General features: G+C 71.1%; 13 protein-coding genes. 8 read left to right on the plus strand and 5 right to left on the minus strand.

Annotation, left to right across the window (positions count from 1 at the left end; genetic code table 11):
- Positions 1-165: 165 nt before the first annotated feature.
- A complete protein-coding gene (locus ACFFNX_RS21800; RefSeq protein WP_378205157.1) occupies positions 166-1,215 on the minus strand; it encodes a LacI family DNA-binding transcriptional regulator in 1,050 nt (349 codons plus the stop codon).
- A gap of 192 nt (positions 1,216-1,407) precedes the next feature.
- Between ACFFNX_RS21800 and ACFFNX_RS21805 the strand changes: the two genes are divergently transcribed.
- Genes ACFFNX_RS21805 through galT form a run of 6 tightly spaced genes read left to right on the plus strand, consistent with a single transcriptional unit; the run spans position 1,408 to position 9,575 of the window.
- Positions 1,408-2,679 (plus strand): ABC transporter substrate-binding protein, encoded by a 1,272-nt coding sequence (locus ACFFNX_RS21805; protein WP_378205160.1) that lies wholly within the window; start codon positions 1,408-1,410, stop codon positions 2,677-2,679.
- Positions 2,680-2,686: 7 nt separating this feature from the next.
- Positions 2,687-3,595 (plus strand): carbohydrate ABC transporter permease, encoded by a 909-nt coding sequence (locus ACFFNX_RS21810; RefSeq protein ID WP_378205163.1) that lies wholly within the window; start codon positions 2,687-2,689, stop codon positions 3,593-3,595.
- Positions 3,595-4,404 carry a carbohydrate ABC transporter permease gene (locus ACFFNX_RS21815; protein ID WP_378205166.1) on the plus strand — a complete coding sequence of 270 codons (810 nt, stop codon included), beginning with the start codon at positions 3,595-3,597 and terminating at the stop codon, positions 4,402-4,404. Before ACFFNX_RS21810 ends, ACFFNX_RS21815 begins: the two co-directional genes overlap by 1 nt.
- Entirely contained in the window at positions 4,401-5,885 is a 1,485-nt protein-coding gene (gene arfA, locus ACFFNX_RS21820) for an arabinosylfuranosidase ArfA (RefSeq protein ID WP_378205169.1), read from the plus strand. Before ACFFNX_RS21815 ends, arfA begins: the two co-directional genes overlap by 4 nt.
- Before the next feature lie 22 nt (positions 5,886-5,907).
- Positions 5,908-8,574 carry a glycoside hydrolase family 2 TIM barrel-domain containing protein gene (locus ACFFNX_RS21825; protein WP_378205172.1) on the plus strand — a complete coding sequence of 889 codons (2,667 nt, stop codon included), beginning with the start codon at positions 5,908-5,910 and terminating at the stop codon, positions 8,572-8,574.
- On the plus strand, positions 8,574-9,575 hold the full coding sequence (gene galT / locus ACFFNX_RS21830; protein WP_378205176.1) for a galactose-1-phosphate uridylyltransferase: 1,002 nt from the start codon (positions 8,574-8,576) through the stop codon (positions 9,573-9,575). Before ACFFNX_RS21825 ends, galT begins: the two co-directional genes overlap by 1 nt.
- Positions 9,576-9,767: 192 nt before the next feature.
- Here galT and ACFFNX_RS21835 read toward each other — a convergent pair whose 3' ends face one another.
- A complete protein-coding gene (locus ACFFNX_RS21835) occupies positions 9,768-10,652 on the minus strand; it encodes an oxidoreductase (protein WP_378205179.1) in 885 nt (294 codons plus the stop codon).
- A gap of 93 nt (positions 10,653-10,745) precedes the next feature.
- Here ACFFNX_RS21835 and ACFFNX_RS21840 point away from each other — a divergent pair, with 93 nt between their 5' ends.
- Complete coding sequence (locus ACFFNX_RS21840) at positions 10,746-11,408, plus strand: DNA-binding response regulator (RefSeq protein WP_378205182.1); 663 nt, start codon at positions 10,746-10,748, stop codon at positions 11,406-11,408.
- 37 nt (positions 11,409-11,445) lie between these two features.
- Here the strand turns inward: ACFFNX_RS21840 and ACFFNX_RS21845 are convergent, their stop codons facing one another.
- The 3 genes from ACFFNX_RS21845 to recQ all read right to left on the minus strand — a co-directional run bounded on the left by ACFFNX_RS21845 (position 11,446) and on the right by recQ (position 15,126).
- On the minus strand, positions 11,446-12,555 hold the full coding sequence (locus tag ACFFNX_RS21845; protein WP_378205185.1) for a glycosyl hydrolase: 1,110 nt from the start codon (positions 12,553-12,555) through the stop codon (positions 11,446-11,448).
- Positions 12,556-12,974: 419 nt separating this feature from the next.
- On the minus strand, positions 12,975-13,184 hold the full coding sequence (locus ACFFNX_RS21850; protein WP_378205188.1) for a hypothetical protein: 210 nt from the start codon (positions 13,182-13,184) through the stop codon (positions 12,975-12,977).
- A gap of 100 nt (positions 13,185-13,284) precedes the next feature.
- Positions 13,285-15,126 (minus strand): DNA helicase RecQ, encoded by a 1,842-nt coding sequence (gene recQ / locus ACFFNX_RS21855; protein WP_378205190.1) that lies wholly within the window; start codon positions 15,124-15,126, stop codon positions 13,285-13,287.
- Positions 15,127-15,354: 228 nt separating this feature from the next.
- Here recQ and ACFFNX_RS21860 point away from each other — a divergent pair.
- Positions 15,355-16,050 (plus strand): mechanosensitive ion channel domain-containing protein (locus tag ACFFNX_RS21860; protein WP_378205193.1); only part of this gene is annotated, 696 nt, incomplete at its 3' end.

Genomic DNA, 16,050 nt, shown 5'->3' on the forward strand with positions numbered 1-16,050 from the left:
GATCGCCGCCGACCTGGTCCTCCAGCGGGCGGTGGTCCGGCGCTACACCGAGGGCCGTTCGCGGCCGGGGCGCTGGGACGTCCGTGCCGGTCGTGCGCTGCCGCGCCGCGCCTTCCGCCCTCCGCCGAAGGTCGACTCGTCCGTCCTCGTCGTACGCCGCCGAGGCTAGCGGCCCCGCCGGGGGCCCGCGCCCGAGCTCTCGCGGACGCGGAGTTCGTGGCTCACCGTCACCTCGCGGGGCGGGGAGTCGACGGCGGCGATGCGCTCCAGCAGCAGGCGCATGGCCGAGCGGGCGATGCCGGCCTTGTCCGGGCTGATGGTGGTCAGGCTCGGCACGTTGTACCGGCCGTCATCGATGTCGTCGAAGCCCACCACCGCGACGTCCTCGGGGATGCGGTAGCCGCGGTCGTACAGCGTCCGCATCGCGCCCAGGGCCAGCGTGTCGTTGAAGCAGAACAACGCGTCCGGCGGGTTCTCCAACTCGGTCAGGTACGCCGCCGCCTCCGCGCCGTCGCGGCGGTGGTACTGCCGGGCGGACACGATCAGCGACTCCTCCACCGGCAGCCCGGCGTCCTTCAGCGCCGCGCGGTAGCCGCTCTCGCGCATGGCCGACGTGCCCTGCTCGTACGACGGCTGCGTGCCGATCGCGGCGATGCGGCGACGGCCCTGGCCCGCCAGGTGCGCGGTGGCGGTGCGGGCGGCGGCGACATTGTCGATCGCGACGTGGTCGGCGGTGCCGGCCGAGACCCGTTCGCCGAGCAGCACCAGCGGTGTCGTGTCCACGCGGCGGGCGATGTCGAGGTGGTCCATGGCGACCGGGCTGAACACGATGCCGTCGACCAGCCGGGCCCCCATGCCGTCGATGACGTACTGCTCGCGTTTCGGGTCGCCGCCGGTCTGGTCGATCAGGATCGTGTAGTCGTGCGCCTCGGCGGTGTCGACGATGAGCCGGGCCAGTTCGGCGAAGTAGGGGACGTCGACCTCGGAGACGGCGAGGGCCAGGATGCCCGTACGGCCGCGGCGCAGGTTGCGGGCGCTGATGTTGGGCCGGTAGCCGAGGTCGGCGATGGCGCGCTGGACGCGTTCGCGGGTCGCGGCGGCGACGTGCGCGCCGTTGATGACGTTCGAGACGGTCTTGACCGACACTCCGGCGCGAGCGGCCACGTCCTTCATGCTCGCCGAGCGGCGTCCTCGCTGCGCGGACGTGCTGGTCATCCGTGACCCCCTCTTGTCGCCGGACGAGAGTATATCGATTACTACATCGATGGAAGTTCCATGATGGGCAGGGTGAACTACTTCGAGGTGAGGGGTGTACATCGTTTACCTTCGCGAGTATGGTCCCGATAACTCCGGCCCGGTGACGAGGAAACGGGCCGGCTCATCGGTGCCGATGAGGGAGGAGACGCCGTGGACCTACGCAGGAAGCTCACCGTGTTCGCCGCGCTGGCGACGCTAGGCGCCGCCGCCGCGTGCGGTGGGTCCGGCTCGTCGGACGACAAGAACGGTGGCACTGTCACGTTGTCGTTCTGGAACGGTTTCACCGGAGGCGACCGGCCCGGCGTCGAGCATCTGGTCGACGAGTTCAACAGGTCGCATCCGAAGACCCACGTGAACATGCAGATCATGCCGTGGGACGTCTTCTACCAGAAGCTGCTGCCCGCCTACGGCGCCGGCAAGGGTCCCGACGTCACCGCGATGAGCGCCAACCAGGTGGCGCAGTACGCCGCCAAGCGCGTCTTCCAGCCGCTCGACGACGCCTTCTCCGCCGGCCTCGACAAGTCCAAGATCGTGCCGGGCGCGCTCCAGGCGGGCCAGTACGCCGGCAAGCAGTACGGCCTGCCGGCCAACTTCACCCCGCTCCTCCTCTACTACAACAAGAAGCTGTTCAAGCAGGCCGGCATCTCCGGGCCGCCGGCCGACTGGGACGAGTGGATCACCGACCTGAAGAAGCTCACCAAGGGCAAGGGACCGGGCGGCAAGCCGGCGCAGTACGGCATCACGATGGGCACGCACGAGACGGTCGAGGGCATCCCGATCCTGCTCGCCGGCCAGGGCGGCGGCGTCATCGCCGATGACGGCAGGACCGTCACCCTGGACGGCCCCCAGTCGATCCAGGCCATGACCACGTGGACGAACCTGGTCCGCACGAACCACGTCATGCCGGTGGGCACGTCCGGCGCGGACGCCGACAAGCTCATGCAGTCCGGCACCGCGGCGATGGAGATCAACGGTCCCTGGCTGACCTCCTCGCTGGATCAGTCGAAGATCGATTACGGCCTCGCGATGGTGCCCGCCGGACCGGCCGCGCAGACGACGCTCAGCGACAGCGTGCAGTTCTCGCTCGGCAGCCGCGCGACCGGCGCGAAGAAGAAGGCGGCCGAGGAGTTCTTCGCCTACTGGAACTCCCGCGAGTCCCAGATCTACTTCGCCAACACGACGGGCTTCCCGCCCACCCGTACCGACATCGGCGCGTCGGACCTGAAGAACCCCAATGTCGCGGTGTTCGCCAGGTACTCGCCGAAGGCCGTGCCCTTCCTGCCGGGCCAGACGAAGTTCGCGCAGATGCAGAGCGAGGTCATCGACCCGTCATTCGAGAAGATCCTGAACGGCCAGGGCGACCCGGCGACCGTGCTGAAACAGAGCGCGGGGCAGCTCCGGACGCTGCTGTCGGGGAGCTGACCGGTTCATGCGGCGATCCGGTGACCGGGCGCGCGGCGGCCTCACGCTGCGCGCCCGGCGCAGCCTCAGCGCGTACGGTTTCATCGCGCCGTCCGTCATCATCCTCGGCGTCTTCCTCGCCTGGCCGATGATCTGGTCGCTGCGCACCTCCTTCTACGACGCCTCCCAGTTCGCCCCGCCCACGTTCGTCGGGCTGAGCAACTACCGGAAGCTGCTCGCGGACGCCACGTTCCGCGGCGACCTGGTCAACACACTGGTGTACGCGGCGGTGGTCACCCCGCTCGCCGTCGGGCTGGCGCTGGTGTTCGCGCTGATGCTGCACCGCCGCCTGCGCGGCCGGTCGTTCTTCCGCGCGGCGATCTTTCTGCCGGCCGTGCTGTCCTTCGGCGTCATGGGCATCGCGTGGGACTTCGTGCTCGACCCCAACATCGGGGTGCTGCCCCGCTGGCTCGCCCACGCCGGCCTGTCACTCGGCAACGGTGTCAACGACCCGCACTGGGCCATGGCGTACGTGATGTTCGTCGGGGTCTGGAAGAACGCCGGCTTCTACATGGTGATGTACCTCGCCGGGCTGAACACGATCCCGAATGACTTCTACGAGGCGGCGGCGATCGACGGCGCCGGCGCGTGGGCGCGGTTCCGCCACATCACCTGGCCGCTGCTGTCCAACACCACGCTGTTCGTGTTCGTCATCGCGGCGATCGCCTCGCTCCAGGCGTTCGACCAGATCTTCGTGATGACGCACGGCGGGCCGTTCTTCAAGACCGAGACCCTCGTGTACCTCGTCTACCGGACGGGCTTCAAGGACTTCGAGTTCGGCTACGCCTCGGCGGTCGCGTGGGTGCTCGTGCTCCTGGTCTTTGTGATCAGTCTCGTGCAGAACTTCTACTTCTCGCGCCGGCAGGTGAAGTACTGATGGCCCGTCGTGTGGCGCTCTACGCCGGTCTCGTCCTGACCGCCGCGGTGATCCTGCTGCCGGTCGCGTGGATGGTCTTCGCCTCGGTCAAGCCGGAGGCGGACATCACCGGCCACCCCGCGCAACTGCTGCCCGAGCACCTGACCGCGGACAACTACCGCGAGGTGACCCGGCAGATCCCGCTCGCGCGCCAGTTCCTCAACTCGGTGATCTTCGCGGGCGGCGTGACCGTGTGCTCGCTGGTGTTCAACTCGATGACCGCGTTCGCGCTGGCCCGGCTGGACTTTCCCGGCAAGCGGGTGCTGTTCGTCGCGGTCATCCTCTTCCTGATGATCCCGTACCAGGTGACGCTGATCCCGATCTACCAGCTCGTGGCCAAGCTCGGCCTGATGAACACCTTCCCGGGCTTGATCATCCCTCGTGCCACGAACGCCTTCGGGATCTTCTTCCTGCGCCAGTTCTTCCTCGGCATCCCGCGCTCACTCGATGAGGCGGCCCGTATCGACGGGGCCGGCGACTGGCGGATCTACGCCCGGATCATCCTTCCCCTGTCCAAACCGGCCCTGCTGACGATCGCCCTGTTCGACTTCATGTTCAACTGGAACGACCTGCTGTGGCCGCTGATCTTCACCACGAGCACGAAGATGGAGACCCTGCCCGCCGGGCTGGCCCTGTTCATGGGGCAGCACGTGTCGCAGTACGGCGTGGTGATGGCCGGAGCGACGCTCACCACCGTGCCGATCGTGATCGCGTTCCTCTTCGTGCAGCGCAGGTTCATCCAAGGCATCGCCACGACGGGACTGAAATGAAGACCGCGACTCTGATCCTCGACCCCGCGTTCCGCGTCGGGGCGGTACGGCCCCGCCTGTTCGGCTCGTTCGTCGAGCACATGGGGCGCTGTGTGTACACCGGCATCTACGAGCCCGGCCATCCGGCCGCCGACGCCGACGGCATGCGTGAGGACGTCCTGGCGCTCACCCGGGAGATGGGCGTCACCGTCGTCCGCTACCCGGGCGGCAACTTCGTCTCCGGCTATCGCTGGGAGGACGGCGTCGGGCCGGTCGAGGAGCGCCCGGCCCGCCTGGACCTCGCGTGGCAGTCGCTGGAGACCAACGCGTTCGGGCTGCACGAGTTCATGACGTGGGCCGGCCGCGCCGGCGTCGAGCCGATGATGGCGGTCAACCTCGGCACCCGTGGCGTCCAGGAGGCCGTCGACCTGCTGGAGTACTGCAACCATCCCGGCGGCACCGCCCTGTCGGACCGCCGGGCGAAGAACGGCCGGGCCGAGCCGTACGGCATCGGCCTGTGGTGTCTCGGCAACGAGATGGACGGGCCGTGGCAGATCGGGCACAAGACCGCGACGGAGTACGGCCGGCTCGCCCAGGAGACCGGCAAGGCGATGAAGCTCGTCGACCCGTCGGTCGAACTGGTCGCCTGCGGCAGCTCGAACGGGCACATGCCGACCTTCGGGAGCTGGGAGGCGACCGTCCTGGAGCACTGCTACGACGAGGCCGACTACGTCTCCCTGCACGCCTACTACGGCCAGGACGGCGACCTGCCCAGCTTCCTCGCCTCGGCGGTGGACATGGACGCCTTCATCGAGGGCGTCATCGCCACCGCCGACCACGTACGGGCCAAGCTGCACAGATCCAAGCGGATCCAGCTCTCCTTCGACGAGTGGAACGTCTGGTACACCGACTCCTTCGAGGGCGGCACCTGGGAGCAGGCGCCGCGCATGAGCGAGGACCGGTTCGACGTCGCCGACGCCGTCGTGGTCGGGAACCTGCTGATCTCGCTGCTCAGGCACGCCGACCGGGTCGGCGTCGCCTGCCAGGCGCAGCTCGCGAACCTCCTCGCGCCGATCCGCACCGAGCCGGGCGGTCCCGCCTGGCGGCAGACCATCTTCCACCCGTTCGCGCACGCCGCGGCGTACGCGAAGGGCGACGCGCTGCGCGTCGTGCTGGACGCGCCGCGGGTCGAGACCGCCAAGTACGGCGACGTGCCGCTGGTGGACGCGGTGGCGACCCGCGACGACGACGGCGTCACGGTCTTCGCCGTCAACCGCGACGTGGAGGAGTCCGTCGGCCTCACCCTCGACCTGCGCGCCCTGCCCGGCGTGTGCGGCGCCGAGCGGATCGTTCTCGCCGACCCGGACACGGGCGCGGCCAACACCGAGGCCGAGCCCGCCCGGGTGACGCCCCGGCGCGGCGAGGTCCCGGTGCGGGCCGGGGAGCCGCTGCTCGTCGAGCTGCCGCCGGTGTCCTGGAACGTCATCCGGCTCACCGTCTGAGCCCACCTTCCGAAGGAAAACGATGCATCTCACCCTGGACGGCACCTGGGACCTCATCGTCGGCGACCCGGGGATCGCCGGGCTGGCCGACGCTCCGTCCAAGCCCGTCACCGTGCCCGGGCTCTGGGAGGCGGAGGTCGATCCGGCCCTCGACGGGGTGGTGTGGTACCGGCGCGCGTTCGACTGCCCGGACCCGAACGGGCGGTGGACCCTGCGGTTCGGCGCGGTCATGGACGTCGCCGAGGTGTACCTCAACGGCGTCGCCCTGGGCGGCCACCTCGGCGCGTTCACGCCGTTCGAGATCGACCCCGGCGGCGCACTGGTCGCCGGGGAGAACGTTCTCGCCGTCCGCGTCACCGACCACGCCCTGGACGACCCGGAGCACACGCGTACCGCGCACGGCAAGCAGGGCTGGGCCAACCACGCCTTCCCGAGCCCACCCAGCCTCTACCTGACCTACGGCGGCATCTGGCAGCCGGTCACCCTGCGCCGGCACGGGCCGGTCGCCATCGACGACGTGTTCGTGAACGGCGACCCGGCGGATCTGACCGTCACCGTCGAGCTGTCCAACCGTTCGCCGGACACCGTGACCGCACGCGTACGCGCCGGCGTGCCCGGCGACGTGCGGGAGGCCGAGGTCCCGCTGTCGCCGGGCGGGCACGGCCGCGCGGTTCTCGCCTTCGGCGCGTCGGGCGCGGCGCGCTGGTCGCCCGAGTCGCCGGTGTTGCACGAGGCGGAGGTCACGGTCGCCGCCGGCGAGGAGGTCAGCGACACGCGCACGACGCGGTTCGGACTGCGGACGATCGCGGTGGCGGGCGACCGGCTCCTGCTGAACGGCGAGCCGTACCGGATGCGCAGCGCGCTGGTCCAGGGCTTCTACGCCGGCACCCTGTACGCCGAGCCCGGCCGCGACGCGATCGTGGCCGAGGTCGCCGCGGCCAGGCGGCTGGGGCTGAACACGCTGCGGCTGCACATCAAGGCGTTCGACCCGGTCTACCTCGACGTGTGCGACGAACTGGGCATGCTGGTGCACTGCGACATCCCGGTCGCCGAGCCGATCGCCCACGCCGAGCTCGGCGCGGAGGGCGTGGTCGCCGACCGCTGCGCCGCGGCGGCCACCGAGCAGGTCCGCCGCGACCGGAACCACCCGAGCGTCGTGCTCTGGTCGGCGATGAACGAGCTCGGCCTCGAACACGGGCCCACGCGGGCGAGCGAGGGGTACGAGGGGTTCGCGCGGCGCATGTACGCGGCGGTCGCGGAGGCCGACCCCACGCGGCCGGTGATCGAGAACGACTGGGTCGACCCCGACCCCGACCGGGTGTTCGCCAGCCCGATCCTGACCGCGCACTGGTACGGGCGGCTGTCGACGGCGTACCTGACCGAGCTGGCGGCCAGGACCTCACCGTGGGCGGCCTCGCCGCGCCCGTTCCTGGTGAGCGAGTTCGGCGACTGGGGGCTGCCGTCGCTGGAGCCGCGCGAGAACGCTCCGTTCTGGTGGTACGGCGACGCGCTCGGGGCGGCGATCGAGCGGACGCCCTGGCCGCGTACGGTCGCGGCGTTCGTCGAGGGCACCCAGCGGTACCAGGGGCTCGCCGACCGGCTGCAGATCGAGTTGTTCCGCCGCCAGGACGGCGTCGCGGGCTGGTGCGTCACCGAGCTGACCGACGTGCCGCACGAGTTCAACGGCCTGTGGAGCCTGGAGCGGGAGGCCAAGCCCGCCGCCCTCGCCGAGCTCGCCCTGGCCTGCGAGGACGTGCTCCCGATCGTCGCGCGGGCCTCCTGGACGGTGGCCGCGGGTGAGGCGGTGGAGCTGCCGGTGTCCGTGGCCAACGACGGGCCGGCGCTGACCGGGGTGACGCTCGAGGCCGGACTGCGCGGCCGTACGGTCCGGTACGGGCCGGTGGACCTGCCCGCCCACACCGCGTCGGAGGTGGCGACGATCCGCGTGCCGGCGCCGGAGGTGACCGGGACGCACGAGCTGACGGTACGGCTGACCGGGGACGGCGTCGCCGTGGTCAACCGGTATCCGCTGCACGTGGTGTCGGCCGAACCCGCGCGGGTGGCGGTCCGGCTCGCCGGTGACGACGGCGCCCTGACCGGCGCGGAGATCGTCACGGACGAGGCGGCACCGCTCGTCGTCGCGGAGGGCGCGCTGGACGCCGACACCGCCGCGCTGGTCGCGGAGTCGCTGTCCGCCGGGCGGCCGGTCCTCGTGCTGGCCCAGGACGCGGACCGGGCGCGGCATCTGCCCATCCCCGCCGAGCTGACCGAGGTGGCCACCGCCTGGGGGTCGACCCCGTTCCTCTTCACGACCGGCGAACTGGCCGTGCCGGCACTGCCGCCGGCCACCGTCCTGGCCACCGAGCCGATGACGATCGTGCCGGACGCGGTGTGGACCCGGCTCGGCGACGGTCCCTTCCCCGAACGCCTGATCGCCGGGATGTGGAAACCGTTCCCGGACGAGATCGCCGGCACGGTCGCCGGGGAGACGCGCGTCGGGCCGGGCCGGCTGCTCGTCTGCCAGTTCCCGCTGGTCGCGGCCGCGCGGGAGGGCGACCCGATGGCCACGGCGGTGCTCGCTGACCTGCTGCGCCATCTCGTCGAGCCCGTCCACGGGCTGCGGGCCGAGCACGACCACCTCGCGGACGGCCGCGCCATCACCTATTACGCGACGAAGGAGGAGGCCTGATGACGGAGCGGAGATACGACCCGACCCGTGGCGAGTGGGTCACGTTCGCCACACATCGGCAGAACCGCACGTTCCTCCCGCCCGCCGACCAGTGCCCGCTGTGCCCGACCACGCCCGGCGGGCCACCGACCGAGATCCCGGCCGCCTCGTACGAACTGGTCACCTTCGACAACCGGTTCCCGTCGTTCACCGCCGACCCGCCGGAGCCGTCGGTGGCCGGTGACGCGCTGACGCCGGTCGCGCCCGCCGTGGGCCGGGCGGAGGTCGTGGTGTTCACCGGCGACCACGACGCCACGCTGGCCGGGCTGCCGGTCGCCCGGCTGCGCGCCCTCGTGGACGTGTGGGCCGACCGGACGACCGTGCTCGGCCGGCGCCCCGAGATCGGCTATGTCTTCCCGTTCGAGAACAAGGGCGAGGAGATCGGCGTCACCCTCGACCATCCGCACGGCCAGATCTACGGCTACCCGGACATCCCGCCGATCCCGGCGCAGGAGATCGCCGCCGCCCGGCGGTACCGGGCGGAACACGGGTCGTGCGTGTGGTGCGACCTGGTGGTCCGCGAGGAGGCGAGCGACCGGCTCGTCGTCTGCGGTGAGGCGTTCGCGGCGTACGTGCCGTTCTGGGCGCGGTTCCCGTACCAGGTGTACATCAGCGCACGCCGCCACGCACCGGCCCTGCCCTCCCTCACCGCGCCGGAACGCGACGACCTGGCGCACGTGCTCAAGCGGGTACTGGTCGCCTACGACGGCCTGTTCGGCTTCGCCATGCCGTACGTCATGGCGGTGCACCAGGAGCCCGCGGCCGGCGGCCACGGCGACCTCACGCATCTGCACCTGGAGCTGTCGCCGCCGTACCGGACGGCGACGAAGCGCAAGTTCCTGGCCGGCAGCGAACTCGCCGCGGGCGCGTACGTCACCGACCTGGCGCCGGAGCGCACCGCCGCGACCCTGCGCGACGTCCTGTCCCGCGAGACCGCCGAGCCGAACGAGGCCGCGGCCTAGGAGATCATGCGGCCACCCGGGCCGCGCCGATGGAATTCGACCGGCGTGCCCGGGAGCCTCGCGCACGAGTGGGCCGGTGGCGTTGGGTCGACCCGACCGGCGGGCCCTGGTGCTCCGGGGCGTGCCGAGGGAGCAGGTCCTGCCCGGCACGATCGCGCGATCGTGCCGGGACCGACGCTGTGACCGCGCCGCTCAGCCGTTCTGTCCCGCGAGTTCGGCCAGGTCCTCCTCGGTCAGGGTGAGGCCGGAGGCGGCGACGTTCTCCTCCAGATGCCCGGGAGAACCGGTCCCGGGGATCGCGAGCATCACCGGGGACAGCGCCAGCAGCCAGGCCAGCGCGACCTGGGCCGCGGTGGCGTCGTGCCGCGCGGCGACCTTCGCCAGGCGCTCGGCCTCCAGGGGCCGGTCGCCGCCGCCCAGCGGGAAGTACGGCACGTACGCGACGCCCAGCACCTCACACTGGCGGAGCAGTTCGAGGTCGTCGGCGTGGTGCACGTGGAAGTGGTTCTGCACCGCCGTGACCGGGGCGATCGACCGCGCCTCCGCCAACTGCCCCGCGCCCACGTTGCTGATGCCCAGATGCCGGATCAGGCCCTCCTCGCGCAGCCCGGCGAGTGCTTCGAACCGCTCGCCGAGCGACTCCTCCGGGTCCCGCGCCATGCCGCCGATCCGCAGATAGACCAGGTCGAACCGGGTTAGACCCAGCGCACGCAGGTCCTCCTCGACCAGCTCGCGGAGCCGCTCCGGCCCGGCCTGGCCGGACGGCAGGCCGTCGGGACCGCGCAGCGGCCCGACCTTGGTGGCGATCACGAGGTCGTCGGCGTACGGGGACAGCGCCCGGCGGATCAGGTCGTTGGCCTCGACGCCGCCCCATGCGTAGAAACCGGCCGTGTCGATGTGGTTCACGCCCAGCTCGACCGCGCGGCGCAGCACCGCGATGCCGGTCTCCGGGTCGCGCGGCGTGCCGCCGAACACGCCGACGGGAAGGCGCATGGCGCCGAAGCCCATCCGGCGTACCGGCCGGTCGCCGCCCAGGGTGAACTCGCCGCTCGCGGCGGCCGTGATGTTCGTCGTCATGTGCCTCAGCCTGCTGCGGAATCCGGAGGCAGGCCATTCGCTGACAGCAAACTGCCATTGCCCCGCGCGCCCGGCCGCCAGCAGACTGGGACCATGCCGAACGACCAGGTCATCACCGTCCGCGGCGAGGACGAGCTCGCCACGCGCGCCGGACACCTGTTCACCGGGGTGAACAAGGAGTTCCTGTGCGCCGCGACGGACATGGACACCTGGTCGCACCCGTCCGCGCGGGCCGCCATGACCGCCCGGATGCGGCCGACCATACGGAAGAACGCCCTCACCGTGCGCAAGCTGTACACCTCGGCCGCGCTGGCAATCGCCGAGCAGCGCGGACACCTGCTCCAGCTGGTGGCCGTGGGCGCCCAGGTGCGCATCTGCGAGGCCGACCTCCCGCACGAGACCATCATCATCGACCGGCGGGTGATGATCCTCGCCGGTCCGTGGTCGTCGGGCGACCGGGAGTTCACCGTGACGACGTCACCGGCGCTGATCGACCCGGTGTACGGGCTGTTCGACGCCACCTGGGAGGCGGCCGTGCCGCTGGCCGACCGGCTGGAGCTGCCGCTGATCGGCCCGGACGGCCGGGCGATCCTGCGAACCCTCGGCGCGGGCCTGACCGACGAGGTCGCCGCCCGGAGCATGGGCATCTCGCTGCGCACCTACCGCCGCCGGGTGGCCGAGCTCTTGCGCGCCCTGGATTCGGACTCCCGCTTCCAGGCCGGCCTTCGCGCGGGCGAGCTCGGCCTGAACCCCTGACCTTCGTACCGGCCCGGGATCCCGCCGCGGCGGCGCCTCACAGGTGGATGTCGCCTCGGTGCAGGACCTGGTAGTCGTAGTAGGTGGCCTTGATGGCGTCGTCGCTGTTGTCGTTCGTCAGGTACTCCGCCCAGACCATGAAGTAGGTCCACTTCGGCTGCGCGGCGAGCTGCGCCGGGGTCGGAAGCCGGCCCACCTCGGCGAGGGCGATCGGCTTGCCCGGCGCCACCGACTGCATCGTCTGGTAGTACTGGCTCGGCGGGAACGCGTTGTTCCAGCTGTCCAGCGTGGCCACGTCGACGTACGACGCGCCGGGGTAGTAGCTCGCGATGGTGCCGGGGTTCAGATCCTTGACGTTCCAGACCCAGATCAGGTTGGTCAGGCCCTTGGTGCCCACGAGGTAGTCGTGGGTGATCTGGTACAGCTTCGCGCTGCCGCCCGGACCCGGGCGCCCGCCCCACCATGCCCAGCCGTCGTTCATCTCGTGCAGGACGCGCCACAGCACGGGAACGCCGGCGTCCTTGAGGCCTTGCAGGTACGGGACGATGGCGTCGAGCCGGGCTTTCCAGGCGTTGTTCAGGGCGGTGCCGTTGGTGACGAGCTCGCTCCACTGGTTGTCGGTCAGGTGGCTTTCGACGCCGCTCTCCCAGCCGCAGGGCTCGGACATGGTGGGCGGACACATGTGCCACATCAAGGCGACGAGTGAGCCGGCGTTCCGTTCGTTGCGAGCCTCGGCGACCATGGTGGAGCGGAGGGCGATGTCATCTTGGGAGTACAGGAAGTCGCCGCCCCACAGCCCGGGGTAGACGCCGGTGATGTCGTGAACCTTGCCGGTCCACAGGGCGGGCGACGCGTTGGGCTCACGGTTGTGCTGCCCGGAGACCGTGTGCGCCCCGGAGATGGTGTTCAGGTAGGCGACGACGTTCGCGGCCGTGGCGGCCGGACGCACGACACCCGGCCGCAGGGCGGCGGAGGCGGCGGACCGTCCGTGGGCGGGAGCGATGGGTCGTCCGTGGGCGGGAGCGATGGCGTCGGCGACGGGCCGCGCGCCGGCGGTGGCCACGGTCCCGGTGGCGCCGGCCGCGACCGGCCCTAAGGCGGCGAGCAGTACGACGGCCGCGTACACCGTTCGGTGGGGGAGACGCATTCCGATCCTCCTGTGAGTTTAGGGTTCTCACGAACCGGTTTACCTGAAGCTGACCAGTGGAAATGTTGGATCTGTGCGCTGGCATCCAGAGGCGCGGATAAACCGGTTTTGTAAGGTTTGTTTATCGTGATATCACGGCTTGTAGAGGCCGACAACCCCCAAAGTCTGGAGTCGTGCCCAAAACCGGCCCGGGGCGCTCGGCGATCATGTCGATGAGGGGACGGAGAACGGCGAACCGGCAAGTCACCGCAGTGGAGCCCGGGCAGCCGGGAGAGGGTGAAGACCGCCCCCACCGGCCCGGTTGACCGCCGTTGAGGGGCCGTCCCGCGCCGACGACGATCGCGTCGGGTATCTCTGGACAGCGGGGGCCTTGGATCAGGAAACGCCGGTCCTCATGCCCGCGAACGTGGACTGGCCGTTCACGACGGTGTCGTGGAGCGCCCGGATGAGGCCCGGTCGGCCACCCGCCGGTCGGTCACGTGTGGGTCGGTCACGTGTGGGTCGGTCACGTGTGGGTCGGTCACGCGCCGGTCCCTCACCCGCCGGTCCGCCACCCGCCGGTCCGCCACCCGCCGGTCCGCCACCCGCCGGTCCGCCACCCGCCGGTCCGCCACCCGCCGGTCGGCCACTGCCGATCCTGGACTCCGGGTGCCGGGTCGGGCGGCCGTAGTGCGTCCTCCGGCCGGGGGATCGGGTGGGTGGTCATGTGGCCGGGAGCCCGTCCGGGGATCATGGCTCGGCGAGTGTGTCGAGGATCTGCTGGCCGTACTTTGCCAGCTTGCTCTCGCCGACGCCGTTGACGGTGTTCAGCTCCTCCAGTGAGGACGGGCGGACGGTGGCGATCTCGCGGAGGGTTTTGTCGTGGAACACGACGTACGGCGGGACGCCCTGTTCTTTCGCGCTGGCAGCGCGCCAGGTGCGGAGTTTCTCGAAGAGGGCCGCCGCCTCCTCCGACAGCTCGGCGGGGGCGGTGGTGGCCTTCGCGGCCTTGGCGAGTTTCGTCTTCGAGACGCGTTCGGGCTCGCGGCGCATCGGGACCTCGCGTTCGCGGCGAAGTACCGAGGCGCTCGCCTCGGTGAGCGCCAGCGTGCCGTGGTTCGGCTCGACGGCGAGCAGGCCGCGGGCCAGCAGCTGCCGGACGACGCCGCGCCATTCGTTCGCGGACAGGTCGGCGCCGACGCCGAACACGGTCAGGCCGTCGTGGTCGAACTGGATGACCTTGGGCGTCTTCTTGCCCACGAGGATGTCGATGACGTGGCCGGCCCCGAACCGCTGCCGCCGCTCACGGTCGAGCCGGTACACCGTGGACAGGAGCTTTTGGGCGGCGATCGTGCCGTCCCAGGACTCGGGCGGCGTCAGGCACGTGTCGCAGTTGCCGCACGGCTTGCCCTCCTGGCCGAAGTAGGCGAGCAGCTGCACCCGCCGGCACTCCACCGTCTCGCACAGGGCGAGCATGGAGTCCAGGTGACGGCTCTGCCGGCGGCGGTGCGCGTCGTCCCCCTCGGACGTGTCGATCAGCTTCCGGAGCTGGACGACGTCCTGCAGGCCGTACGCCAGCCAGGCCGTCGACGCCAGCCCGTCACGACCGGCGCGGCCGGTCTCCTGGTAGTAGCCCTCGACGGACTTGGGCAGGTCGAGGTGGGCGACGAAACGCACGTCCGGCTTGTCGATGCCCATGCCGAACGCGATCGTCGCCACGATCACGACGCCGTCCTCGCGCAGGAACCGTGCCTGGTTGGTCGCGCGCGTGCCGGCGTCGAGGCCCGCGTGGTAGGGGAGCGCCGTGATGCCGTTCGCCGTCAGGAACTCGGCGGTCTTCTCCACGGAGCTGCGCGACAGGCAGTAGACGATGCCCGCGTCGCCCGCGTGCTCGGTGCGCAGCAGCTCCAGGAGCTGGCGCTTCGGCTCGTTCTTCGGGGCGATGCGGTATTGGATGTTGGGCCGGTCGAAGCTCGCCACGAAGTGACGGGCGTCCTCGAGCCGCAGGCGGGTGGCGATCTCCTCGTGGGTGGCCGGGGTGGCGGTGGCGGTGAGCGCGATCCGCGGCACGTCGGGCCAGCGCTCGTGCAGGGCGGACAGCGCGAGGTAGTCGGGCCGGAAGTCGTGCCCCCACTGGGAGACGCAGTGCGCCTCGTCGATCGCGAACAGCGCGACGTCGCCGCCGTCGAGCAGCTTCTGCGTCGACTCCAGCCGCAGCCGCTCCGGCGCGAGGTAGAGCAGGTCGAGCTCTCCGGCGCGGAACGTCGCCTCCACCACGCGCTGCTGGTCGTAGTCGAGGGAGGAGTTGAGGAAGTCGGCCCGTACGCCGAGGGCGCGCAGCGCGTCGACCTGGTCCTGCATGAGCGCGATGAGCGGGGAGATGACCACGCCGGTGCCGCGCCGCACGAGGGCGGGGATCTGGTAGCACAGGGACTTGCCGCCGCCCGTCGGCATCAGCACGAGGGCGTCACCCCCGGCCACGACGTGCTCGATGATCTCGCGCTGCCCCTCGCGGAACTCGTCGTAGCCGAAGACGCGTCGCAGCACCTGCGACGCGTCACTGTCGTGGAGATCGAGAGCCGGGGCGGTCATGCGGCCACTTTAGAAGGCGCCGGGTCCGTACGCGGGCCGAAGGGCCGGGTTGTGGACAACTCGGCGGCCGAAGGCCCGTACGGCGGGAGACAACCGCACGGATCCGTACGACAATGGCCCCGCACGTACCACGCGCGAGCACGGGACCGCGCGGCAGAGGCTCGGAGCGCCGCCGATACGGTTGGGGCCGAAGTGACGGATGCCTCGACCGCGCGGAGGAGTTCGCGGGTGAACCAGACGCAGATGGTCGACCAGTTGGCGGAACAGGTGGCCAAGGTACGGAAGCGCGCGCGGCCGTGGCGGTCGATCTTCGCGCTGCTCCTGGCCGCGATCGCGATGATCGGATCGATCCTCGCCCGTCAGCAGTCCCACGACACGCACGGCAGCCTGCCCCTGGAGCTGATCGCGGCGGGGTGCGCCGCGGCGTTCTTCGTGTTCGGGTTCGGCGCGACGCTCGGACTCTCCGGGCGGGCGCGCGACATCCTGCTGCCGCGCGTCGGCAACGCGCACGCGACGATGGTGCGGTTGCTGATCGTGCTCATCTGCGGGCTCGCCACACTCGTGCTGACCCTGCAACTGCTCAGCCTGCCCGTCGGGCAACTCGTGCTCGGCGGCGCCCTGACCGGCGTGCTCGTCGGCATCGCGGCCCAGCAGACGCTCGCGAACCTGTTCGCCGGGATCATCCTGCTGCTGTCCAAGCCGTTCGTGGTCGGCGACGACGTGCGCCTGTGGTCCGGCCCGCTCGGCGGCGAGTTCGACGGCACGGTCCTGGAGATCGGCCTGACGTACGTGCGGATCGAGGCGTCGAACGGGGAGTTCCGGCTGCCCAACGCCCAGGTGCTGTCCGCCGCCGTCGGCCCGCGCGCCGAGGCGGCGCCGACCACCACCGGCGCGACGGCTGCGACGCAGGCGCCGACGGCCGCC

Origin of the sequence: Actinoallomurus acaciae, from assembly GCF_042429965.1 — a bacterium.
Lineage (GTDB): Bacteria > Actinomycetota > Actinomycetes > Streptosporangiales > Streptosporangiaceae > Actinoallomurus > Actinoallomurus acaciae.